The organism is Pseudoalteromonas sp. T1lg23B, assembly GCF_002964665.1.
In the GTDB taxonomy this organism is placed as follows: Bacteria; Pseudomonadota; Gammaproteobacteria; order Enterobacterales; family Alteromonadaceae; genus Pseudoalteromonas.
The window spans coordinates 389,586-411,158 of the sequence record NZ_PQBZ01000042.1 but is presented as its reverse complement, the minus strand read 5'-3'; the positions used below and the strand labels follow the sequence as shown (position 1 = coordinate 411,158).

General features: G+C 43.9%; 23 protein-coding genes and 1 riboswitch. Of the genes, 17 read left to right on the top strand and 6 right to left on the bottom strand.

Going from position 1 to position 21,573, the window contains the following annotated elements:
• The first annotated feature begins 91 nt into the window (after positions 1-91).
• From C2M32_RS18325 to C2M32_RS18275, 11 genes are all read left to right on the top strand, one after another.
• Positions 92-2,029: an ATP-binding protein gene (locus C2M32_RS18325; protein WP_105169748.1), complete on the top strand. Its 1,938-nt coding sequence runs from the start codon at positions 92-94 to the stop codon at positions 2,027-2,029.
• Between the two features lie 126 nt (positions 2,030-2,155).
• A complete protein-coding gene (ipdC, locus tag C2M32_RS18320) occupies positions 2,156-3,793 on the top strand; it encodes an indolepyruvate/phenylpyruvate decarboxylase (protein WP_105169747.1) in 1,638 nt (545 codons plus the stop codon).
• A gap of 70 nt (positions 3,794-3,863) precedes the next feature.
• Positions 3,864-3,993: riboswitch (molybdenum cofactor riboswitch) on the top strand.
• Entirely contained in the window at positions 3,982-4,953 is a 972-nt protein-coding gene (moaA, locus tag C2M32_RS18315; protein ID WP_105169746.1) for a GTP 3',8-cyclase MoaA, read from the top strand. It overlaps the preceding riboswitch by 12 nt.
• Position 4,954: 1 nt before the next feature.
• Positions 4,955-5,512: a molybdenum cofactor guanylyltransferase gene (locus tag C2M32_RS18310; RefSeq protein WP_105169745.1), complete on the top strand. Its 558-nt coding sequence runs from the start codon at positions 4,955-4,957 to the stop codon at positions 5,510-5,512.
• Positions 5,509-6,069 (top strand): molybdenum cofactor biosynthesis protein B, encoded by a 561-nt coding sequence (gene moaB / locus C2M32_RS18305; protein ID WP_105169744.1) that lies wholly within the window; start codon positions 5,509-5,511, stop codon positions 6,067-6,069. The genes C2M32_RS18310 and moaB overlap by 4 nt, the downstream gene beginning before the upstream one ends.
• Positions 6,060-6,554, top strand: coding sequence for a cyclic pyranopterin monophosphate synthase MoaC (gene moaC, locus C2M32_RS18300; RefSeq protein WP_105169743.1), 495 nt, complete (start codon positions 6,060-6,062; stop codon positions 6,552-6,554). The genes moaB and moaC overlap by 10 nt, the downstream gene beginning before the upstream one ends.
• Positions 6,547-6,792: a MoaD/ThiS family protein gene (locus tag C2M32_RS18295; protein ID WP_105169742.1), complete on the top strand. Its 246-nt coding sequence runs from the start codon at positions 6,547-6,549 to the stop codon at positions 6,790-6,792. The genes moaC and C2M32_RS18295 overlap by 8 nt, the downstream gene beginning before the upstream one ends.
• Before the next feature lie 2 nt (positions 6,793-6,794).
• Positions 6,795-7,244 (top strand): molybdenum cofactor biosynthesis protein MoaE, encoded by a 450-nt coding sequence (locus C2M32_RS18290; protein ID WP_105169741.1) that lies wholly within the window; start codon positions 6,795-6,797, stop codon positions 7,242-7,244.
• 27 nt (positions 7,245-7,271) lie between these two features.
• On the top strand, positions 7,272-8,012 hold the full coding sequence (modA, locus tag C2M32_RS18285; protein ID WP_105169740.1) for a molybdate ABC transporter substrate-binding protein: 741 nt from the start codon (positions 7,272-7,274) through the stop codon (positions 8,010-8,012).
• 5 nt (positions 8,013-8,017) lie between these two features.
• The gene (gene modB, locus C2M32_RS18280; protein WP_105169739.1) at positions 8,018-8,722 is read left to right on the top strand and encodes a molybdate ABC transporter permease subunit; all 705 of its coding nucleotides are present in this window, start codon (positions 8,018-8,020) and stop codon (positions 8,720-8,722) included.
• Positions 8,723-9,943 carry an ATP-binding cassette domain-containing protein gene (locus tag C2M32_RS18275; RefSeq protein ID WP_105169738.1) on the top strand — a complete coding sequence of 407 codons (1,221 nt, stop codon included), beginning with the start codon at positions 8,723-8,725 and terminating at the stop codon, positions 9,941-9,943.
• Here the strand turns inward: C2M32_RS18275 and C2M32_RS18270 are convergent.
• From C2M32_RS18270 to narL, 3 genes are read right to left on the bottom strand one after another with little or no spacing between them, the layout of a single operon-like run.
• Entirely contained in the window at positions 9,935-10,213 is a 279-nt protein-coding gene (locus C2M32_RS18270; protein WP_105169737.1) for a hypothetical protein, read from the bottom strand. The genes C2M32_RS18275 and C2M32_RS18270 overlap by 9 nt on opposite strands.
• A 7-nt stretch (positions 10,214-10,220) precedes the next feature.
• Positions 10,221-11,480 (bottom strand): molybdopterin molybdotransferase MoeA, encoded by a 1,260-nt coding sequence (moeA, locus tag C2M32_RS18265; protein ID WP_105169736.1) that lies wholly within the window; start codon positions 11,478-11,480, stop codon positions 10,221-10,223.
• Between the two features lie 2 nt (positions 11,481-11,482).
• Positions 11,483-12,136, bottom strand: coding sequence for a two-component system response regulator NarL (gene narL, locus C2M32_RS18260; protein ID WP_105169735.1), 654 nt, complete (start codon positions 12,134-12,136; stop codon positions 11,483-11,485).
• A 269-nt stretch (positions 12,137-12,405) separates the two neighbouring features.
• Between narL and C2M32_RS18255 the strand changes: the two genes are divergently transcribed.
• A complete protein-coding gene (locus C2M32_RS18255; protein ID WP_105169734.1) occupies positions 12,406-14,019 on the top strand; it encodes an MFS transporter in 1,614 nt (537 codons plus the stop codon).
• Positions 14,020-14,088: 69 nt separating this feature from the next.
• The gene (locus tag C2M32_RS18250; RefSeq protein WP_105169733.1) at positions 14,089-14,460 is read left to right on the top strand and encodes a ribonucleotide reductase subunit alpha; all 372 of its coding nucleotides are present in this window, start codon (positions 14,089-14,091) and stop codon (positions 14,458-14,460) included.
• A 60-nt stretch (positions 14,461-14,520) separates the two neighbouring features.
• On the opposite strand, the gene ubiT is transcribed toward C2M32_RS18250, so the two are convergent.
• Entirely contained in the window at positions 14,521-14,970 is a 450-nt protein-coding gene (gene ubiT, locus C2M32_RS18245; protein WP_234401343.1) for a ubiquinone anaerobic biosynthesis accessory factor UbiT, read from the bottom strand.
• A 149-nt stretch (positions 14,971-15,119) separates the two neighbouring features.
• Between ubiT and ubiU the strand changes: the two genes are divergently transcribed.
• Positions 15,120-16,115, top strand: coding sequence for a ubiquinone anaerobic biosynthesis protein UbiU (gene ubiU, locus C2M32_RS18240; RefSeq protein ID WP_105169731.1), 996 nt, complete (start codon positions 15,120-15,122; stop codon positions 16,113-16,115).
• Between the two features lie 8 nt (positions 16,116-16,123).
• Positions 16,124-16,993, top strand: coding sequence for a U32 family peptidase (locus C2M32_RS18235; protein WP_158678270.1), 870 nt, complete (start codon positions 16,124-16,126; stop codon positions 16,991-16,993).
• A gap of 15 nt (positions 16,994-17,008) precedes the next feature.
• On the opposite strand, the gene C2M32_RS20920 is transcribed toward C2M32_RS18235, so the two are convergent.
• Together C2M32_RS20920 and C2M32_RS20915 are read right to left on the bottom strand one after the other, a co-directional pair.
• Entirely contained in the window at positions 17,009-18,043 is a 1,035-nt protein-coding gene (locus tag C2M32_RS20920) for a serine/threonine protein kinase (RefSeq protein ID WP_234401342.1), read from the bottom strand.
• Positions 18,034-18,732: a PP2C family protein-serine/threonine phosphatase gene (locus C2M32_RS20915; protein ID WP_234401341.1), complete on the bottom strand. Its 699-nt coding sequence runs from the start codon at positions 18,730-18,732 to the stop codon at positions 18,034-18,036. Before C2M32_RS20915 ends, C2M32_RS20920 begins: the two co-directional genes overlap by 10 nt.
• 321 nt (positions 18,733-19,053) lie before the next feature.
• Here C2M32_RS20915 and C2M32_RS18225 point away from each other — a divergent pair, with 321 nt between their 5' ends.
• Positions 19,054-20,322, top strand: a complete 1,269-nt coding sequence (locus C2M32_RS18225; protein ID WP_105169729.1) for an MFS transporter — start codon at positions 19,054-19,056, stop codon at positions 20,320-20,322.
• Positions 20,319-21,521, top strand: coding sequence for an NnrS family protein (locus C2M32_RS18220; protein WP_199886188.1), 1,203 nt, complete (start codon positions 20,319-20,321; stop codon positions 21,519-21,521). The genes C2M32_RS18225 and C2M32_RS18220 overlap by 4 nt, the downstream gene beginning before the upstream one ends.
• The last annotated feature ends 52 nt before the right edge of the window (positions 21,522-21,573 follow it).

Sequence of the window (21,573 nt, the reverse complement as noted above, 5' to 3'; positions counted from 1 at the left end):
ATAACTTGATGGTGATCAAGAACTCAATAGCTCTAAGATGCTGAAAAATTTCATAATACCTACAAGGTGGTAGAGCTATTTCCAGCGGTTTGTGGCGAAATTACTGGTGTTGATAACATTCAAGCGTTATCGTTCAAATGATAAAGATAGGCAGGTAGTCATTGTGGGTATTCAGTTCAGAGAGCTAAAACGTGGTTTTAATGGTTCGGTGATGGTTTACATCAAAGGGTCAATTGTGGGTGTCATTAGCTTGGCAATTTGTACACTATTTGCATCCTACTGGATCACAGACCTTGCTGATTTAGATGCTAGAGCAATTAACCTCAGTGGCTCTTTACGAATGGAATCTTACCAGCTTGGAATGTATGGCGTAGAAGGTTACGAACAGGAAGTTAAGGATAGGATAGCCAGCTTTGAAGCAAAACTGGCGGATCCTATTTTTCAAAAGCTACAAAATGACGAAGCTCTGGGTCATTTGTGGCTGGAACTTATTCAGCAGTGGGAAAAGAAACTCAAACCGCAGTTACTCAATTTACCAATAGACGACCATCGTTTATTCAATGAACACGTAACCACGCTTGCAAATAGTGCCGATAAATTTGTTTTTGCTGTACAAATGCACGCAGAAAGTAAAATTAGATTACTTCGCTCCATACAACTAGCCGCTCTTTTTATTACTTTGTTGGTCGGTATTTTTACGCTGCACTTAATCAGCCTTCGTGTAGAAAAGCCTTTGGCCGAATTGACTCATGCTGCTTATGCTATTGGCAAGGGCAACTTTACCCACCATGTGAGCCTGAAAGGGGATGATGAGCTTGCATTATTGGGAGCGACATTTAACCACACTTGTAAAGCTATCGCCTCAATGTATGGGCAACTTGAAGCAAGAGTGAAAGAGCAGACCCAAGAGCTAGAAGTGAATAACCAAGCGCTGACTTTTTTGTTCAAAACAGCTCGGTTATTGCTAGAAACGCGAGAGAAGAAGTTGGACTTACAACAAATTCTTGATGAATTGGCGCAACTCATTGAGATGGACGATATAGAGCTTTGTTTGATGACGGCCAGTGGTGACAAGCCTTATGCTCAAATAAAGCCTCAGACGGATCAAGTTGGCCCTTGTGTTGCCCAAAATTGTGAAAGCTGTGAGGGAAGCGGTGCTTTTGTTGCCATTACACAACCTACGGTTATCCGGTTTCCTTTAGTTTATGGCACAAATAACTATGGTGTCATTGTTGTGCGAGGCAAAAAAAGCTTTGCGGAGGACTCTTGGCAAATGCAATTGGTGCAATCGGTTGCGGATCAGGTTGCTTTGTCATTGAATTTAGAAGCTCAGCAAGATCAAGCGCGGCGTATTGCATTGTTGCATGAACGTACGGTGATAGCCCGAGAACTGCACGATTCTTTAGCACAGGCGTTGTCGTATTTGAAAATTCAAGTTACACGTCTGTCTAAAGCACAGGAAAAGCAGAAATTTGATTTACAGCCACCAATTATCGATGAGCTTAAGTCAGGGCTAGACTCGGCATACCGCCAACTAAGAGAGCTATTAACTACCTTCCGATTAAAAATGGTTAGCGATGGCTTGGAAGCTGCGTTAGAAAAAACTATAGAGCAGTTGTCAGAGCAATCGCCGATGCACTTCCACCTAAATTTCGCCATTAAGCAAATACCGCTTTCTCCGATGGAGGAAATTCACTTATTGCAAATCGCGCGTGAGGCGTGTCAAAACACCGTCCACCATAGCAAAGGAGAGAATGTCTGGGTTGATTTACAAGTCACACAAGAAAAAGGATTACAGTTAACTGTGACAGATGACGGTGTGGGTATGGAAGGTGACTGCGAAAAACTGAATCACTATGGTATGGCAATCATGCAGGAGCGAGCCAAGCACTTGCAAGGTGAGCTGTTAATTAGATCAAATCAAGGTAAAGGTACCGAAGTCAAATTAGTGTTTCAGCCACTAGGTGGAAATCAGAACTACCACTACTTTGGCTTGTTTATCAAACATGCTGCCTCATTATGGGTATAGCAATCGGTATATTGAGCGCAATATGAGTAGAAGCAAGGTTAGGCAAGAATTGCTTGAGCTAAATCAATAAATATTTCCATGCGCTTTGGCAAGGTGACTTCAATAAAATGACTTTGCGAGGTACTTATGACGTTAGCTCACACTTTGCTGCAAGCACTTAAAAGCTTTGGCGCCAAACAGGCTTGGGGGATCCCAGGTGACTTTATTTTACCGTTTTTTCGTGAAATGGAACAAAGTCAAATCTTACCTGTGTATTCCCTTAGCCATGAACCGTGCGTGGCATTTGCCGCAGATGCAAGCGCGCGATTACACGATGGTATAGGAGTACTGGCAGTAACATATGGCGCTGGTGCTTTAAACAGCGTGAATGCAGTAGCACAAGCATATGCTGAGCGCTCACCGTTAGTAGTGCTGGCTGGTATGCCTTCGCAAAGTGAAATGGAATTGGGATTGCAACTTCACCATCAGGTTAAATCCATTGACAGTCAGGTGCACATTTTTAAAGAAATAACCTGTGCTCAGGTTCGTTTAGATGATGTGAATAGCGCTGCGGATAAAATCGCTCGGGTATTACAAATTTGTAAAGAGCAATCTCAACCCGTGCTGATTGAAATCCCCCGTAATATGTCCTCCGTTGCATGTGATGATTTGGTTATTAATGTTACTAAAGAAGAACCAAAACTTACTGCAACCGACAAGTGTCTCGCCGATATTGAAAGTCTAATTACTAACGCACAAAGACCCGTCGTAATTGCCGGTGTAGAAGTGAAGCGTTATGACTTAGAAGAACAACTTTGTAGTTGGGTGAATACACTTGACGTGCCTTGCTTTACTACGTTGATGGGGACGGGGATTGCGGCAGAGCTACCAAATAGTCCAGTTAAGGGCACCTATCTTGGTGAGGCAGGTGATCCGAGTATCGCTGCGGTTGTTGAACAATCTGATTTAGTGATCTTGGTCGGCGCCATTTTGTCAGACAGTAATTTTGCTATCAGTGCAGAAACGCTCTCTCGAACAAAGGCCATTTTTATTGAACATCGAGAAGTGAATTTGGGGCATTACAGTTATCACGGCATTGCGCTGAAGACAGTTTTATCGCAATTGGCAACCAGTGCAAAACCCAAGAACTGGGATTTTCATTTACCTCATCACGTTGAAGAAAGAATACACTCAGACGTGCCTGAGGGGGTGATTGCACCAATGATGATAGCAGACGCATTAAATCGTTGTTTTGAGCAATACGGGCGCCTGCCCGTTGCCAGTGATGTTGGAGACTGTCTGTTTGTCAGCCAAGGGTTGAGAAATACAGCCGTCATTGCACCTGGCTACTATGCATCAATGGGATTTGGTGTGCCCGCCGGGTTTGGTATCCAAGCCACCACAGGACGAAGACCCGTGGTGCTCGTTGGCGATGGCGCATTCCAAATGACAGGGATGGAACTGGGCCATTGTCGCCGCTATGGCTTTACGCCCATCATAGTACTGTTGAACAATCAGGGCTGGGAAATGATCCGGGCATTTGCCCCTGACAGTCAGGCCGCTGATCTGGGGTTATGGCCATTTGCTGACATGGCAACACACTTTGGTGGTGTGGGAAAACGCGTTTCTACGCCAGATGATTTGCAGCAAGCTCTAAATAGTGCCTTTGAAGATCCGAGTCAGTTTTACCTTATTGATGTGCAAATTCCTAAGGGGTGTATGACCCCCAGCCTCGCCCATTTTGCAAAGGTTTTAACCAGCAAACAAAACATGGCAAGAGCCTGATATCTACTCATTTAGGGGTACGTTAGCTGCCCCTTCTTTTGTATGGTGCAGCAAAGCGAGAGCGACTATTCTGAGCATCATACGCCGAAGTACATTTTCCTAAACCAAATCAGGCATGGAGAATGTACCGTGGTTTACCACCGGGTTTGCCAAGAAATTGGCAGGCCTCCCGACTTGGAAAGGCTACAATGCTACAAGATTCGTTCAACCGAAAATTTAACTATTTGCGTTTGTCGGTCACTGAAGTGTGTAATTTCAAATGTAATTACTGCTTACCGGATGGCTATGAGTGTCATTCGCGTGCGAGCACACTGACGCTTAGACAAACAAAAACCTTGTTACAGGCATTTGCGTTGGCTGGAACAAAAAAAGTACGCCTAACGGGAGGTGAGCCAAGCTTACGTAAAGAGCTGCCTGATATCGTTGCTCTGTGCAAAGCAACCTCAGGAATCGACTCCATTGCATTAACGTCCAATGGATATCACTTAAAACGCAAGCTACCCAGACTGATTGAGGCTGGACTAAGCGCATTAAACCTCAGTGCTGACAGTCTAAATCCTTATACGTTTTCTCAGATCACGGGAAGCAATAGTCTAGATGAAGTGTTGCGCTGTGTTGACCTTGCTTTTGAGTTGGGGCTTAAAAAAGTCAAATTAAATGCGGTGTTGTTAAAGCAATATAATGGCAAACAACTACAGCAATTCCTCAATTTTATTAAAGATAAACCCGTCACTTTTCGCTTTATTGAGCTGATGCGCACACATGACAACGCTTTGTATTTTAATCAGCAGCATATGCCTGGACAAGGTATTCGTACCATCTTGGAAAATGAGGGGTGGACACTACAACCAAAAGCTGTGGACGCGGGACCTGCGTTGGAGTTCTGTCATCCCGACTATGCGGGTCAAATTGGTCTGATCATGCCCTATAGCAAGGATTTTTGTGCCAGCTGTAACCGGTTGCGGGTTTCAGCCGATGGTAAATTACATTTGTGCTTGTTTGGTGAAGCGAACGATGACTTAACTCCGTGGCTCGATGAAGACGATGCGGCTGGGCTTGCGACATATTTAACTCAGCGTGTATTGAAAAAATGGCAAGGGCATCAGTTGCATCAGGGACGCTCGGGCTTAACCAAACATTTGGCTATGCTCGGAGGCTAATATGTTAACGGGAATTATTCTAGCAGGTGGTCGCTCACGGCGCATGGGAGCCGATAAAGCCTTGTTACATTGGCAAGGTGGCACGATGCTAGAGCATGCCAAACAGTTGCTGGTCGATGTGGGTTGTAAGCAAGTGTTAGTGAGCCGTAACGCGCCAGGATATGTGCAGGATATCTATCCTGATATGGGGCCATTGGCTGGGTTACATGCTTGCTTAAATAGGTGCCAATGTGATCAAGCCATTGTGATCCCCATAGATATGCCCTTATTGTCATCTGCTTGTTTATCAGATCTTATTTCGCAAGGTAGCACGCTTAAAAAAAGCTGTTTTTACAGTGCGTCTGTTTTGCCTTGTTATTTAACGGGGCTACCACAACTGACAGCCACTACTCACAGTCGATTAATCCAGAATCAACTGTCCGTTCATGGGTTTCTTAGTGCGATAGATGCGTGTGCTATTGAGCGTGTTCAACACGTCCGTGAGTGCGCTTTAATGAACACAAATACACCTGAGCAATGGGCATTCGCAAATCAAATTATGCAACAGGAGATAGCATGAGCCGTTCAAAACTTGAGCACTTTGTACCACTTAAAATCGCAATTTTGACCGTCAATAATCGGCGAACACTAAAAAACGACAGCGCCGGTGATTTATTACAGGAACGCATTGAAGCTGTTGGGCATAGCCTAACTGACAGACAGGTTATCCCTGCCAACAAGTATCAGATTCGCGCCACTGTCAGTAACTGGATAGCCAGTGAGGAAATTCAAGTCATTTTGGTGTCAGGTGGCACTGGGTTTACACATGATGATGTGACACCGGAAGCCATAGAAGTTTTATTTGATAAAAAAGTTGATGGTTTTGGGGAGTTGTTTCGCCACAGTTCACTGCCTCAGATTGGTTACTCTACTTTGCAATCGCGGGCGACAGCGGGACTAGCTAACAAAACCCTAGTGGTTGCGATGCCGGGTAGCCCCAGAGCTTGTCAAATAGGCTGGGATGAAATCCTAAGTTCGCAACTGGATGCACGACAAGGGCCATGTAATTTTGTTGCGCATTTGCACACCAGCGATACTCAGTTGTGTGAATCTAGAGAGGGCAGTGTATGCAGTTAACCCATATAAACGAACAGGGGCAAGCAGCCATGGTAGATGTTGCTGATAAGGCTGTCACTGTCAGAGAGGCGAGAGCACAAGCATGTGTTGAAATGTCCCCTCAGACGCTGAGGTTGATAAGTCAAAATCAGCTCAAAAAAGGTGACGTGTTGGCGGTTGCACGCATCGCGGGCATCCAAGCTGCAAAAAAAACCGCTGATTTAATTCCGCTTTGCCATCCGCTATCGCTGAGCAAAGTTGCTGTTGACTTTGAGCTTGATACGCAAGGCTCAAAAGTCTGGGTCTTTAGCTACTGCAAGCTTGCTGGGCAAACAGGTGTTGAAATGGAAGCCCTCACAGCCGCATCTGTTGCTTCGCTGACGATAATTGACATGTGTAAAGCGGTAGATCAAGACATGTGCATTTCCCACTTATGTGTCACACATAAGTCTGGTGGGCGACGTGGAGTTTATCAACGAGATAATGTAGGAAAACATTATGAATAAGATTTTATTTTTTGCTCAATTGCGCGAGCGTTTGCAGTGCGATGAAGTAACGCTTGATGCTGCGGGATTACAAGTAAGTGAGTTACGCCAACAGTTAGCGCAGCGCAACGAGCGATGGCGAAAGTGGATTCTGGAAAAAGATGTACTCGTTGCTGTCAATCAATCGCTCGCGCCGGCTGAATTTTATATTGGCAGTGGCGATGAAATCGCTATGTTTCCGCCAGTTACTGGAGGTTAATTATGATCCGTGTACAAGAACAAGATTTTGATATTAATCAGGAATATCAAGCATTGCTTAACAATGACAGCAGCTCAGGTGCGGTGGTTCTATTTGTAGGCCGTGTACGGGACTTAAACCAAGGACATCAGGTTAGTCAACTTTTTTTAGAGCATTACTCGCAGATGACAGAAAAGTACTTAGCGCAATTAGAGCAACAAGCAATGGAGCTTTGGCCACTGGAAAACGTGTCTATCATTCATCGTGTCGGTGAACTGAAGTTAGAGGATAAAATCGTGCTGGTAGCCGTTTCCAGCACGCATAGAGAGTCTGCATTTGAAGCGGCACAATATCTTATCGATTTACTCAAAGCCAACGCCCCATTTTGGAAAAAAGAGCTAGTAGACGGCGGCAAAAACAGGTGGGTTAATGCCAACCATAAAGACAAAATAGCCGCTGCTCAGTGGAGCTAGTGCTGATTTTTGGGCGAGGTAAATGCGATGAAATCTTACATTAACAGTGTAAAACAGCTCATGCTATTTTTGCTTACATTGTTATTTTTTATTTCCAGCAGTGAGGCCCAGTCGTCAAAACTGACGATAGCGTGTGCTGCAAATTTTCGTCCAACGATGAACAAACTGGTTAGTGCGTTTAAACAGCACAGTAATCATCAGATTGAGATACGAATATCTACTGGGTCATCAGGCTCCTTAGCAACTCAAATCTTACATGGTGCGCCCTACGATCTATTTTTTTCTGCTGACACACTATTTCCGCAATTGCTTGAACAAGCAGGAATAGGTCGTGAAAAATACGCCTATGCTAGTGGCGAACTGGTTTTATATTCATTAAATAAATCTCAGACTGAGTTATCTGTTTGGTTGAATGAAATGAAAGACGCAACGGTTGCTATAGCAAACCCTAAACTTGCCCCTTATGGCCGAACGGCTGCTTCGATACTACAGCATCAAGGTGTTACACCACAAAGGTTGGTAAATGGGACATCGGTGTTACATGCATTTCAACTTGTTGAAAATGGCCACGCGCAATATGCCTTTATAGCAAAGAGCTTACTGCAAACTACATTTTCAGGGCAATGGATTGCGATACCTACCCACTGGTATGAACCTATTGAGCAACATGCATTGTTATTGACTGATAACGCTCATGCGAACGCCTTTTTTGACTATGTAAAAAGTGATGCTGCCCAGCTGCTCATTAGTGACTCAGGTTACAGGTAAATGTCATGTCAGAAACCGATTTGCAAGCGATCATACTCACTTTACAACTGGCCAGCCTTACCACGGTTTGTTTGTTGTTGGTGTGCGTGCCTTGCGCCTATTTTTTGGCTCGTAGCCGCAGTGTTGTGAAACCATTTATTGAAACAATCGTCACCTTGCCTCTGGTTCTGCCACCCACTGTGATGGGCTATTACTTTTTAGTGCTGTTTTCACCCAATGATGGACTTGGTTTGTGGTTGCGAAATGTATTGGGAATTGAGTTGGTTTTTAGTTTTTCAGGAATTTGGCTGGTGTCAATGATCTATAGTTTACCTTTTACTTTTAGGCCGTTGCAGAGTGCCTTTGAACAGCTCCCCAAAGACTTACACCATGCCGCTGCATTATTAGGTTTTTCTCCAATGAAGCAGTTTCACTTAGTGATCTTACCTGCGATTAAACCGGCTTTATTTGCTGCGACAACACTAAGCTTTGCTCACACCATTGGCGAGTTTGGCGCGATTCTTATGATAGGAGGTAACATCCCAGGTGAAACGCAAGTGCTTTCACTGGCACTGTTTGATCATGTGGAAAGTTTCAACTCACAAGCTGCTGAGCAGTTGGCATTGCTTATGTTAATTTTTTCTTTTGTTGTGGTTTTTGCTTGCCAGTGGTGGCAAACACAAAGTTCGCAAAATGGATACGTCGTGAACAATCATGTTGAGGGACTGTAGATGGAGCATCTTTTAACTGAAGACTTGCTTTGCAACCAGTTGCAGCACAGCACAAAACAACTCTACCGCACAGGGATGGTGGCGCAAATATCACTTGCTATCAGTAAGCCTGTTTCACAGCAGTTTGCATGTACCTTAAGGGTAGGCGAGGTGGGTGTATTGCTAGCACCCAGTGGTGCTGGAAAAACATCACTGTTCAATGCGATTGCTGGAATAAATCAGGCAAGTGGTTTTCTCAAAATAGGTGAGCATGATACGGAGCAAATTGAGCTTGCCACGTACAAGCGAAATATCGCTTACGTTACGCAAACTCCAGTGCTATTTGGCCATCTTAGTGTTGGGGCTTTGCTAGATGTTGTCTCGGCACAACAAGCTAGGCCTTTTGACATCAAGTGGGCGCTTGAGCCATTGAAGCTAGATACTATATTACATATGCGAACCTTGTCTTTAAGTGGCGGTCAGAGACAGCGGCTGGCGTTGTTATTGGCAATGATCAAAGGCGCGACCTTACTACTGCTAGATGAGGTGTTAACCGGACAAGACCCCAGCACAAAGCTGGCTTGTATCACCGTCATTAAGACGTATTTAAAGCGTAATCAAGCGGCGGCATTAATTGCGTGTCACCAGTTAGAAGATGCACTAGCGCTGGCTGATATTGCGTTTCTCCAACAACAAAGAGCGGGTATAAAACAATGGCAGGTAATGCCGATAAGTAATGGTATACATGCCTATCAACAGTCGCTGTTAAATGATTGCGCAGACACCGCACAGGACCAACAGACTGTGTGTGCGAGCGCGTTTCTTTCAGTGTTACATGCAACAACTATCTCTCATGATCCGCAGCTTGGCCTTTGTGAATATCGAGTGGCTGGACAACCATGCTTCAGCGCTTATTCGCCACACATCAGCGCAAAGCAAAGCGTCTTGTTGGTGCTTAGAGCAAATCGAGTCGCTATATCTAAATCACTATTACCAGAAAGTAGCTTTGTTAATCAGTGGCAAGCGAAAATAGTAAGTATTCGTCCTGTCAGCTGCCAAGGGGAGCATGGCATGCTTATTGATGTTACGCTGGTCAACCAAGGGGCTTTGACAACATCACAACAAGATGTTGTGTCGGTGTGGATCACTCGTTTGTCTTACAATCAACTACACCCAAAAATCGGTGAGTCTTGGTATCTTATCAGTAAGGCGGACGCTGTGAGCTTAAGTTGTTTAAACTAAATGGTTGCGTACCAAACCTCGTTTGACATTTTTACATAGTTTGGCGAATCGGGATATCTCATCAAAGCTTGGGATCACCCCTGAATTCAGTTGGTGTTCCCAATAGCACAGATCTGTATCAACCAGCTCCATGAGTTTTTTGGGGCAACCTACACACGATGTATTGGTGCCACAAAAAAATGTATCTGGTTCATACAGAGGCAATTCTGCTTTGACTTGTTCGATGAGTAACCGCATTGCAGTCACTCTATCAGGTTTAGGTGTTTTCATCGGTACTTTAGTTCAAAGCCTGATCAAAAGGAATATAGGTTACTAAGTCGTTTTCTTGCCAGTGAGTCCCTTCTGCTTCTAAAACAATATAACCGTTACTATGGGAAAAAGTACTTAATATACCGGATCCTTGCCCTTGTAATGGGGTCACCTTAGTAGCAGTTGGGCCTGTTTCCAAGGCTGCGCGAATAAACTCCATACGGCCTGGTTTTTTGGTTATGGAAACCGCCAATGGCAAGCGTTGTGAGGGCACCAGAGTCGTATTTTCTCCTGCCATTTTTCGCAGCGCCGGAAGTGCAAGTTGGTGTAGTGTCACCACGCTTGATACAGGGTTACCGGGTAAGCCAAAAAAGCGCTTATTATGACCTTGTTGGTTACACGTATGGAAATGGCCATACGCGAAAGGTTTGCCCGGCTTTATTGCTACTTTCCAAAACTGCATATTACCCAGTTCATTGAGTACAGTTTTAGTATGGTCGGCAGCTCCGACTGAAACACCACCGGATGAGAGCACAACATCCGCGCTAGATAAAGCAAGTTTGAAGGCGCTAGTAATTGCCGCAGGGTCGTCAGGTATAATGCCCAAGTCGACTACCTCAAAACCTAAATTTTCTAAAATGGCTCTGGTTGTGTAACGATTGATATCATAAATTTCGCTTGCTCGTTTGAGTGTGCCTGGTTCACATAACTCATCACCGGTGGATAATATGGCAACTTTCAAGGGATTGAAAACAGAAACGGTCGCGATACCAATAGACGCAAGCATACCAATGTCGGTCGCTTTGAGTCGTTTTCCCTGCTCAAAGAGAATAGCACCAGAGGCAATATCTTCACCTTGCTGGCGAACATGGTCTAGACGTTTAGGCGTGATACTGAACTGAACGAGCGTTTTATCTCCCTCGCTTTGCGAAATGGCTTGTTCTTGCATAATGACAGTGTCAAAACCCTCTGGTATTGCGGCACCAGTCATGATCCTAATACAGCTGCCCAGTTGCCACTTACCTTCAAATGGGTGGCCCGCAAGCGCACTGCCGATAAGTTCAAACTGAGTAAATTGCTGCAAATCTTCATGTCGAATGGCATAGCCATCCATCGCCGAGTTATTGTACCCAGGTACATCAAAAGGGGCGCTTATATCACAAGCCAAGATCCTTTGTTTGGCATTGTGCAAAGGGATAGCCTCGGCTCCAACAAAAGGGATGTTGTCTTCTAGTAGCGTAGTGACCGCCTCATCGAAAGATAAAAGAGAGAGCTTTTGCTCATTCATCGCTATGCTCCTTTTTGTTGATTTATCATCCAAACTGCTGCTTCAACTCTGGAGCGAAGGCTGAGCTTTTTCAGCAAGTGTTTAACATGCACTTTCACGGTGCCATCCGAGATATCAAGCTCTCTTGCGATTAGTTTATTTGATAAGCCTTTGGCAATGAGTTTCAAAATTTCAAATTCACGGCTGGTCAGAGAATTTAGGATATTGGCTTTTTGTGATACGTCTGGTTTTCGGATGGCTTGCGCCAGTACACCTGTTAGTTTTTCACTGAGAACCATTTTACCCAGTGCAGCTTGCTTAATTTTTTCTAGAATATCTTCAGGGTCCATATCCTTAAGCAGATATCCGTCAGCACCATAACTGATTGCAGTCAAAACATCCTCATCATTATCTGATACAGTCAGCATGATAATTCTTGATGTCACATCGTTGGCGCGCATTGCTTTAAGCGTTTCTAAGCCATCCATTCCCTGCATGTTTAAGTCAAGGATGATCAAATCAGGGTCACTTTCTAGAGCGGCTTTAAGTCCTTCTTTACCACTTGCAGCTTCACCGATAACGGTTAGTTCATCTTCTAAGTCGATTAATTGTTGTAACCCCTTACGAAGCAAGGGATGGTCGTCAACAAGTAAGATAGTGGCAGATAGATCATTCATAATTAGCTCTTATGTGAAAACGTAGGATTACCTTTTCAGTTATAGTAACTTGGATTAACACAGTATTCACTACAAACACCCATTGCTACTCCAAATGACCTAAGCAGTAAGATTAATTTGTATTTAAAATCAGTCTGTTGTGAGTTCTTATACCTACATGGTGGTATGTTTCTCTATTCCTCTATTGCTTGGTGTTACCCATCAATGTGAATTGTTGTTCTGATTTTTAACGCACATAGTGATGGTAATTAGAACGTGAGGAGCTGGATATGGCTGATCTACAAAAATGGGAACCCGAAAATGATGCTTTTTGGGAATCTACAGGTAAAAAAATTGCACAGCGAAACTTGTGGATATCTATTCCAAGCTTGCTTTGTGGCTTTGCGGTTTGGCTTTACTGGGGGATATTAACGGTTCAAATGATGAATGCGGGTTTTAAATTCTCCGCAGAAGAATTATTTACTTTGACTGCAATAGCAGGGTTATCTGGCGCGACATTACGGATCCCAAGTAGTTTCTTTATTCGGTTTTGTGGTGGCAGAAACACGATTTTCTTTACAACTTCGTTGTTGATTATACCGGCATTCTTTACCGGTTTGGCACTACAAGACCCAACAACGCCATTGTGGCAGTATCAGTTGTTGGCGTTGCTTTCTGGTTTTGGTGGCGGAAACTTTGCTTCATCAATGTCTAACATCAGTTTTTTCTTTCCCAAAAAACAACAGGGCTTAGCGCTGGGGCTGAACGCAGGGCTTGGGAATTTTGGTGTAACGACCATGCAAATTTTGATTCCTTTATTTATGACCTATGGAGTATTTGGTGCGTTAGGTGGCGACCCAGTTACCTTAGCCAGTCCTTCAGGAAGTTTGATAGGTAAAATTCCCGCGGGGTCAGAAACGTGGATCCAAAATGGTGGATTCTTATGGTTGTTATTGCTGGTGCCTTTATTCTTTGCAACTTGGTTTGGTATGAACAATATTCGCACCCCTGAGGTCTCCCCCAATGTTGGTAGCCCAATCAGTGCATTCATGATGATTGCGGTGATGCTTACCATTGGTTTAGCCACTGCTGGGGCTGGTTTGTGGCTGATGTTACCGGAATCTGCAAATGGTTCTGGGTTTGGCGTGCCGAAAGAGTTGGTGCTAGTACTGGTCGTTGCCAGTACGGTATTTCTGTTAAAAATGCTACCCGGTGCCATAGGTGAAAGTCTGTCCAAACAATATCAAATTTTTAATAACAAACACACTTGGGTGATGAGTGTGATTTACACCATGACATTTGGTTCCTTTATCGGGTTTGCTGCGGCATTTCCTTTGGCGATTAAAGTAATATTTGGTTTTCAACATATAGTTGTAGATGGCGTAATGACGCACAACACGGTTAATCCCAATGGTCCTAGCGCGTTAATGTATGCTTGGATGGCACCTTTTATCGGTGCGTTGATCCGCCCTGTAGGGGGCTGGATCGCCGATAAATTTGGTGGGGCTTTTGTAACACAAGTTTGTTCGTTGGTGATGGTTGGTTCATCCCTTGGCGCGGCTTATTACATGCAGGCGGCATATCAATCAGCGACACCAGAAGAGTTCTTTGTGCCTTTCTTCGCGTTATTTTTGCTGTTATTCGCAGCCACCGGTATTGGTAATGGCTCAACTTTTCGCACCATCGCTATGGTCTTTCCTAAGGAGCAAGCAGGCCCTGTCTTAGGCTGGACTTCTGCGGTGGCAGCATATGGTGCGTTTTATATCCCAATGGTCTTTGGCCAGCAAATAAAGGCGACCACACCAGAAGTAGCACTGATTGGCTTCGCCGTATTCTATAGCCTATGTGTGCTCGTCAATTGGTGGTTTTATTTAAGGAAAGATGGCGAGTTCTACAATCCTTAATCGTCTCCACGAGCCTAGAGCCATTAACCTCGTGTTGTGGCTCTTTTTTATTATTGCAGAGAATTTAAAATGAGTAAGTTTCAAGAATTATTAACCATGGCACGTTATCAGGCGGAGCCAGTTAAATTACTAATGTTGTTCACCAAAACCAACATTGAAAGTGCAAGCAAAGACGTAAATAAAGGATTTATTCAACCGGTTATGTGCGTTGATAAACTACCTCATGAATTGGCTGACTACGCCTCGTTATGTCAAGAAGCAGACGCGATTAACACTGATTGGGATTTGGTATTTTTAACCAGTATAAGCGCCAATACCGACACCGATATTATTGATAAAAGTATGAAATCTATGGTTAGTGATATTCAAACGGGTAAAAACACCTCAATGTATGTTGTACTGGACCGCCAAGACAACTTGGTTGAAATGGTCTCCAGCTAATTGATTTTAGTTTATTCCTCCTGTTATAGGGTGAATAGAAGGCAGCGAAAGCTGCCTTTTTTATGGCAGTTGGGTTACATAACGTTGTAGATCAGCATACAGCTGATGCGGTAGCAGGTCCTGTGGTTCTTGCGTATCAAGCCAATTTTTGAACATTAAGCACAGCTCGGTATCGCCTTCAATTGAAAGTTGTCGTCTAAAAAACAGTGTATCGGGGTCATACTTACCCGCTATAAGCATCAAAAAGCTGTCACTACTGCCGCTGAGCTTGCCATCAAAGCGTGCCATTTGCTCACAGATAAATGTCGATTTTAATACCAGTAAACGCATTTTTTTTGTTTGTGCGTCTAACGAGAACAGTAAATATAAAGAGAGGTTATTTACTTCTATACAAATACATTTATCTACTAAAAAATCGAGTTCTCCAGACGCTATTTGCGTTTCAAACAATGCGTTCAATTGCTGTTCCATAAGCATCTTAATAACAGCATTTGGAGTATAATGAATCATTGTTTTTAACCATTTTGGAGTAAAAAAAATACCTGTCTTATGCTCAATAAAATCGTTTAAACTAATCATTTTTGTAGATTACCTGCATCAACTAATTCCTCTAGCATTATTGATTAATTACTAGCAAGTTAAAATAATCAGGAATGGGTATGGAATTACTTTGCCCCGCGGGAAATCTTCCCTCGTTGAGAAAAGCAATTGAGCATGGCGCCGATGCGGTCTATGTTGGATTGAACAATGATACCAATGCTCGTCACTTCAAGGGTCTCAATTTTAGTGACACGCAATTGCAAGAAGCGGTGACATTTTGCCATCGACACCAGCGAAAATTACATGTCGCAATCAATACCTTTGCACACCCTAATCAATTCCCTCGCTGGCAACAAGCGATTGATCTAGCAGTAGATAAAGGCGTCGATGCTCTAATAGTAGCGGACATAGCCGCACTGGACTACTTGTCGAAGCAACACCCAGATCAGGAAGTGCATCTTAGCGTTCAAGCTTCCGTGACCAATAGCAAAGCCATCGATTTTTATCAGCGGCAGTTTAGGGTTAAACGTATTGTTTTACCCCGAGTACTCAGTGTACAACAGGTCAGAAAGCTGGCAGCCAATACCACGATTGAGCTGGAGCTTTTCGCCTTTGGCAGTCTTTGTATTATGGCTGAAGGACGCTGTTATTTATCTTCATATATGACTGGGGAATCTCCCAATACGGCGGGGGTTTGCTCTCCCGCAAAATTTGTGCGCTGGGAGCAAAATGAACAAACATTACACGCTCGCCTAAATGGGGTGTTAATTGATTCGTTTTCAGCAGATGAGCAGGCTGGATATCCCACCTTATGTAAAGGACGATTTGAGGTACAAGGGAGCACTTATCATGCCTTAGAGGAGCCGACGAGTTTAAATACTCTGGCCTTGCTCCCTGAGCTGCTAAAAATGAATATCGCTTCGGTAAAAATAGAAGGTCGTCAACGTAGTCCCGCATATGTGGCGCAAGTGACCAAAGTGTGGAGACAGGCAATTGATGCTGCGAAACACAGTGCGCAGGATTTTGATGTTAAACCAGCTTGGAATGAAACGCTTGCAGGATTATCAGAAGGTCAACAGACCACACTCGGCGCATATCATCGCAAATGGAAATAGGAGCCACTATGTCATTCTTAAAAACCTCCGTTGGACCCATGCTATTTCTTTGGGAAAAGCCCTTAATGGATGCATTTTATGAGCGTGTCGCACTCTCAGATGCAGACATTGTTTATCTTGGCGAAAATGTGTGTGGTAAACGTCGTTTATCAAATCATGAAGATTATCTGCGTTGGGCACAACGGCTCGCGCGTTGTGACAAGCAAGTGGTGCTATCAACTCTGGCTTTGCTTGAATCACCACAGCAAATTCGCGAGCTTGAACGCATGTGTAATAACGATAGTATGTTATTTGAAGCCAATGACGTAGCGACGATACAAGTGCTCAGTGAATTGCATCGGCCCTTTATTATTGGTCCGGCCATCAATGTATATAATGGCTACACGCTGGCAAAGTTTGCCAAGCTGGGGGCAAAAAGGTGGGTCATGCCGGTAGAGCTGTCAAAAGACTGGTTATTTGCATTAAAAAAAGAATATGACTCTTTGTGTGACCTGCCAATGGAATATGAGGTCTTTAGTTATGGCTATTTGCCACTGGCCTATAGTGCTCGGTGTTTTACTGCTCGGCATCACAACTTGGCAAAAGACCAATGTAATTTGATATGCCAAACACATCCACAAGGTTTGCAAGTATCGAGTCAAGATGGCAAGGAGCTGTTTACCCTTAATGGGATTCAAACCATGTCTGGACAGGTTTATAACTTGTGCGAAGAGATAACAGAATTGGGGAAATTAGCCGATATCGCGCGGATAAGCGTGCACCAATTTGAAGATCTCGACTGGGTAGACCACTTTAAGGGCCATCATAAAACCCTCAGACCTACCACGCATATCAATGGGTTTTGGCATCGTATTGCCGGTATGCACGTTGTTGATTAGAGCTAGAAAGTAACCTTAAGTTTGTGACTGGCTAAACAGGTATAGCATTAAAATCAAAGTAATAAACCAAAAGCCACTGACAATTTTCCAAAATACCAGGCTACTGGCTTCTTGTGGTTCAGGCTCAGGTTTTAAAAAGTTTGGATTAGGTTTGGTTAAATCATTTAACAGCGCGTCAACGGTTTCATAGCGGCTCGTTAAATCAAAGTTGACGCCTTTTTGTAGTGCTTTATCAAACCAAACGGGAATGATTGGGTTATGTTTTGTCGCGCTTTTATAACGCAATTTATCGTAGTCGAACATGCTTTTACATTCTTCGATTTTTTCGCCATAAGGTAATTTTCCAGTAAAAAGTTCATAGCAAATGGTGGCTAAGCTATATACATCACCTTGAACCGCTGAGTTTTTACCAACTAGATAATTTGGATCTGAATAACTGGCGGTGCCCAATGCGCCAACATGTTCTATGGGCCTGTACAGTTCAGCCACACCGGCAACAAACACGGAGCCAAAATCAACCAGCTTTACCGAGCCATCACGCAGCACCATGATGTTTCCCGGCTTAAGATCTTGATGTACCGCATCATTGTTATGAAACGCCTTTAGTCCCTCGGCAATGTCTTTGACGATAGCGATGGCGCGCTTTGGTTTAAGTGGGGAGTGAGTTTGCATCCAATTATCGAGACTCTCGCCATCAAGATGCTCCATCAAGTAATATAGCGCTGTTCTAGGTCGGGTATGCTGTATGATTTTGACCACATGAAGCGAATCGATCCGACTACCAATCCATTGCTCTTTTAAAAAACGATCGATGTAGTGGATATCATCTTCAAAATTAATAGAGGGGGTTTTCATCGCAAAGCGGTGCCCGGTTTCTTCCTCTTCGACCAAATACAACTGGCTTCTGGGAGAGGCGAAAAGCTCCTCGATTACACGGTAGCCATCTAGCTTCATACCGACTTTCAGTGGAGGAGGAAAAGGTAGCTTGGTTAAATCGGCATTAAATTCGTCTTCCTCCAAATGTGTGAGCTGGTCTATTTTTAATACCACACAGCTGCATTGTCATCACTACCATTTGCATATGCCTTATCACACAGCGTTGATGTTATCTCGTCAACGCTGGCATTCGATAGCAAAGCTCTGATCAACTCGGCGGTAGAAACGAAATCGTGGAGGCCGTCGGTGCTTAACAGGTAAATGTCACCGACCATTAACTCGAAATTGCAGTAGTCAATATGGAGGTTGTTGTCCATGCCAATTGCTCTAGACAAAAAAGATTTACCCTTGCCCAGATGAGTAACATGGTCCGTAGTGAGTTGTTCGAAGCTATCAGCCCTTAAGCGAAACACACGGCTATCTCCCACATGAAATAAATGACCATGAACACCTTTTAAGACCAAACAACTGAGTGTGGTTAGATAGCCTTTATGATCTTGCTTAAATTCATGACTCTTGCGGTATAGCCTGAGGTTTATCGCAGAAAGCACTTGCTCGCCACATCGGCTTACAGACCAGGTGTCGGGGGTTTTAAAGTACTCAGATAAAAAGCGTTCTACCGCTGTTTCGCTCGCTTCTTTTCCCGCCTCAGCAGAGCTGACACCATCGGCAATGCAAAATGCCATGCCTTTAACGTTTGCTAAATAGGGATCGCAGGGAATAACAAAGCCTGCATAATCTTCATTAATTTTTTTGATCCCCTGAGTGGCTCTTGCCCCTGCCTGAACGAGTGTATTTTGCATTTATACTAACTTTAAACTCATATAGTGATAAAAATTGTGCTGGAAAAGCATACTGTTGTTCAACTTAAAATAGAATGAAACGAACAAAGAATAAAAACTATTCGGCAAACCATATCGAGGGAATACCCAATAGTAGGTATGGAGGTTTATTGGTAAGGTGTTGAAATTAAACAATAAATTTATTGATAATTACTTTGGGTAAGGTATTGAAATTGACGGCAGGGCATTGGGGGTAGAAGCCCACTATCTCATGACATCTTAGGTAGAATATAAACCATACTTTAAATCGACAATTTTTTTAAAGCCAAGTTGGTTCGCTATATGTCTGAGAAAATTGCTAAGCGTGCATTGTTATTAGCTACCCTTGCGTTTGCGGCTAACTTTTCCGTTTGGACGCTTTATGCTGCGCTGGTTATTCCAATTACATCACTGTGGAATTTAGGGGTGATAGAAGTTGCTGCGTTGCTCGCAGCGCCCATGCTCAGTGGTGCTTTGTCACGTATTCCGGCTGGGATTATGGCTGATAAAGGCGAGCCCAAAATGCTCTTTGTAATACAGATGCTGCTATGTCTTGCGCCATTGGCGTTGCTATTTGTGATCAACAGCTATTTGGAGCTGTTGCTGCTCGGCTTTTGGCTTGGGATCAGTGGTAGTTCGTTTACTTTAGGAGTTCGTTACATCAATGATTTTTTTTCCCGCAATCAGCAAGGCACAGCCATGGGGATTTTTGGTGTCGGTAATGGAGGCGCTGCGATCACCTTAGTGCTGGTACCTTTGCTTGTTGATAAGTTTGGCTGGCACTGGGTGGGGCTCATCTATTCGGTGGGGCTGTTGTTTGTGGCGTTGCTGTTTTGGCTATTAGCGCCAGAGCGTCCCGCGGATGCGGTAAGTTACGAGTACACTGATGAACCTTGGTATACGTTATTGAAAAACATTCAGATATGGCGCTTTGGTCTGTATTACTACTTTGTATTTGGCTCATTTCTCGCTTTGTTGCTTTGGCTACCATATTACTACATGCAGGCGTATCAACTGCCACTATCTCAGGCTATGGCTTTTACACTGTTTTTTGTTGCTACATCATCGGTTGTAAGAGCACTGGGTGGTTGGTTTGCAGACAAATATGGTGGCAGAACAGTCAACTGGAGCGTCTTTTGGGTGTGCTTAGTTTGTTTGTTTTTCTTAAGTTACCCACCGACAACAATGACCATTCATGGCGCTAAGCATGATGTACACATTGAAATAGCTATTAACGTGTGGCTCTTTTCTTTTTTGTTATTCGTGATTGGTATAGCGCAAGGGTTTGGTCGGGCGAGTGTGTTTAAAATGATCCATGAACATTACCCAAATAATATGGGGAAAGCCGGTGGGATAGTTGCAGCCATCGGGGCGTTGGGAGGGTTTACGCTTCCTATTTTATTTGGTGCTGCGGTCGAACTTTCAGGGTTTTACAGCGCCAGTTTTATGTTGCTGTATGGGGTGTTGGCTATCTGTATGATGGCAATGTACTTTGCTATTCGCTCAGAACGTTATCGCCGTAAGTTGAAAGAAGCAGCAAGCTACAATTTTTTGGAAGATGATGAGTTATGATGCAAATATTAGATGCACAAAAGGAAGATCAAGTGCCCGCCATTTTTCGATTGGCCTTTAGACCACTATTTTTACTGGGAGGTGGATTTAGCTGTTTGGCATTGATGCTATGGGGAGGAGTGCTAAGCGGTTTCATTGAGTTTGCCCCTTATGGCAACGTGTTTTTTTGGCACAGTCATGAAATGTTGTTTGGTTTCGTCGGCGCAATTGTGGTTGGTTTTCTATTAACCGCGGTTCAGAATTGGACAGGAATTCCTAGTATTCGTGGTCGCAGGCTCGCTTTGCTTTGTGCGATATGGCTAGCAGCGAGAGTTTTGATGCTTTTTTCTTCAAGCCCTAGCTGGCTGGTTATATCAGTTGACTTGTTGTTTTTGCCATTATCAGGTTACTTCCTAGCCAAGCCAATTATTGCCATTGGGCAAACACGCAATCTATTTTTCGTGCCAATCTTGGTGCTGCTGAGCGCTACCAATCTCTTGATGCATTTGGGAATAACGCTAAACATACCTGATTTGTACCAACATGGTTTCATTTCCGCTATTTGGTTGATTACATTGTTGATGAGTGTTTTAGGTGGCCGAGTTATTCCATTTTTTACTGCAAATGGTACTCAAACAGAAAAAGTCACACCAATTTCTGGATTGGAGTATTTGGCGTTAGGGTCAACATGGGCAATTTTTGCCCTGTACATCACCGGTGCTGTTTACTATATGTCGAATATATTTATTGGCAGCGCGTTGGTGCTATGTGCCGCGACCCATGTTATTAGAGTTCTAAGATGGAAAATGCACCTGACCCTGAAGGTTCCTTTGCTGTGGAGCCTTCATGCTGCTTATTGGTTTATTCCCATCGGAATAGCATTGATGGGTTTGTCTTATTTATCTGATGTGATCACACTTTCGACGGCTTTTCATGCGCTTACCGTGGGGGCTATGGGTAATATGATTTTGAGTATGATGTCGAGAGTCAGTTTAGGGCACACGGGGCGTCAACTCATCGTCAAGCATTTGGTTATTTGTGCCTTTGGCGCGGTACTTATCAGTGCGTTGATAAGGGTGTTTGGGGTGATTCTATTCGCAGAATTTAGTACTGCCTTAATCATAATATCAATCGTGTCTTGGTGTGTTGCCTATGGTTTATTTACCCTAGTGTACTATCCTATTCTGACGACTCCCCGGGCCGATGGACGACCCGGCTGAGCAACTCTAAAAAGTGGTAGCCCTAAGAGGTTACCCGCTACCTCTAATGCTT

Coding starts and splice junctions, on each gene's coding strand:
- ipdC (WP_105169747.1), top strand. CDS start 2,156: ATGACGTTAGCTCACACTTTGCTGCAAGCACTTAAAAGCTTTGGCGCC.
- moaA (WP_105169746.1), top strand. CDS start 3,982: ATGCTACAAGATTCGTTCAACCGAAAATTTAACTATTTGCGTTTGTCG.
- C2M32_RS18310 (WP_105169745.1), top strand. CDS start 4,955: ATGTTAACGGGAATTATTCTAGCAGGTGGTCGCTCACGGCGCATGGGA.
- moaB (WP_105169744.1), top strand. CDS start 5,509: ATGAGCCGTTCAAAACTTGAGCACTTTGTACCACTTAAAATCGCAATT.
- moaC (WP_105169743.1), top strand. CDS start 6,060: ATGCAGTTAACCCATATAAACGAACAGGGGCAAGCAGCCATGGTAGAT.
- C2M32_RS18295 (WP_105169742.1), top strand. CDS start 6,547: ATGAATAAGATTTTATTTTTTGCTCAATTGCGCGAGCGTTTGCAGTGC.
- C2M32_RS18290 (WP_105169741.1), top strand. CDS start 6,795: ATGATCCGTGTACAAGAACAAGATTTTGATATTAATCAGGAATATCAA.
- modA (WP_105169740.1), top strand. CDS start 7,272: ATGAAATCTTACATTAACAGTGTAAAACAGCTCATGCTATTTTTGCTT.
- modB (WP_105169739.1), top strand. CDS start 8,018: ATGTCAGAAACCGATTTGCAAGCGATCATACTCACTTTACAACTGGCC.
- C2M32_RS18275 (WP_105169738.1), top strand. CDS start 8,723: ATGGAGCATCTTTTAACTGAAGACTTGCTTTGCAACCAGTTGCAGCAC.
- C2M32_RS18270 (WP_105169737.1), bottom strand. CDS start 10,213: ATGAAAACACCTAAACCTGATAGAGTGACTGCAATGCGGTTACTCATC.
- moeA (WP_105169736.1), bottom strand. CDS start 11,480: ATGAATGAGCAAAAGCTCTCTCTTTTATCTTTCGATGAGGCGGTCACT.
- narL (WP_105169735.1), bottom strand. CDS start 12,136: ATGAATGATCTATCTGCCACTATCTTACTTGTTGACGACCATCCCTTG.
- C2M32_RS18255 (WP_105169734.1), top strand. CDS start 12,406: ATGGCTGATCTACAAAAATGGGAACCCGAAAATGATGCTTTTTGGGAA.
- C2M32_RS18250 (WP_105169733.1), top strand. CDS start 14,089: ATGAGTAAGTTTCAAGAATTATTAACCATGGCACGTTATCAGGCGGAG.
- ubiT (WP_234401343.1), bottom strand. CDS start 14,970: ATGATTCATTATACTCCAAATGCTGTTATTAAGATGCTTATGGAACAG.
- ubiU (WP_105169731.1), top strand. CDS start 15,120: ATGGAATTACTTTGCCCCGCGGGAAATCTTCCCTCGTTGAGAAAAGCA.
- C2M32_RS18235 (WP_158678270.1), top strand. CDS start 16,124: ATGTCATTCTTAAAAACCTCCGTTGGACCCATGCTATTTCTTTGGGAA.
- C2M32_RS20915 (WP_234401341.1), bottom strand. CDS start 18,732: ATGCAAAATACACTCGTTCAGGCAGGGGCAAGAGCCACTCAGGGGATC.
- C2M32_RS18225 (WP_105169729.1), top strand. CDS start 19,054: ATGTCTGAGAAAATTGCTAAGCGTGCATTGTTATTAGCTACCCTTGCG.
- C2M32_RS18220 (WP_199886188.1), top strand. CDS start 20,319: ATGATGCAAATATTAGATGCACAAAAGGAAGATCAAGTGCCCGCCATT.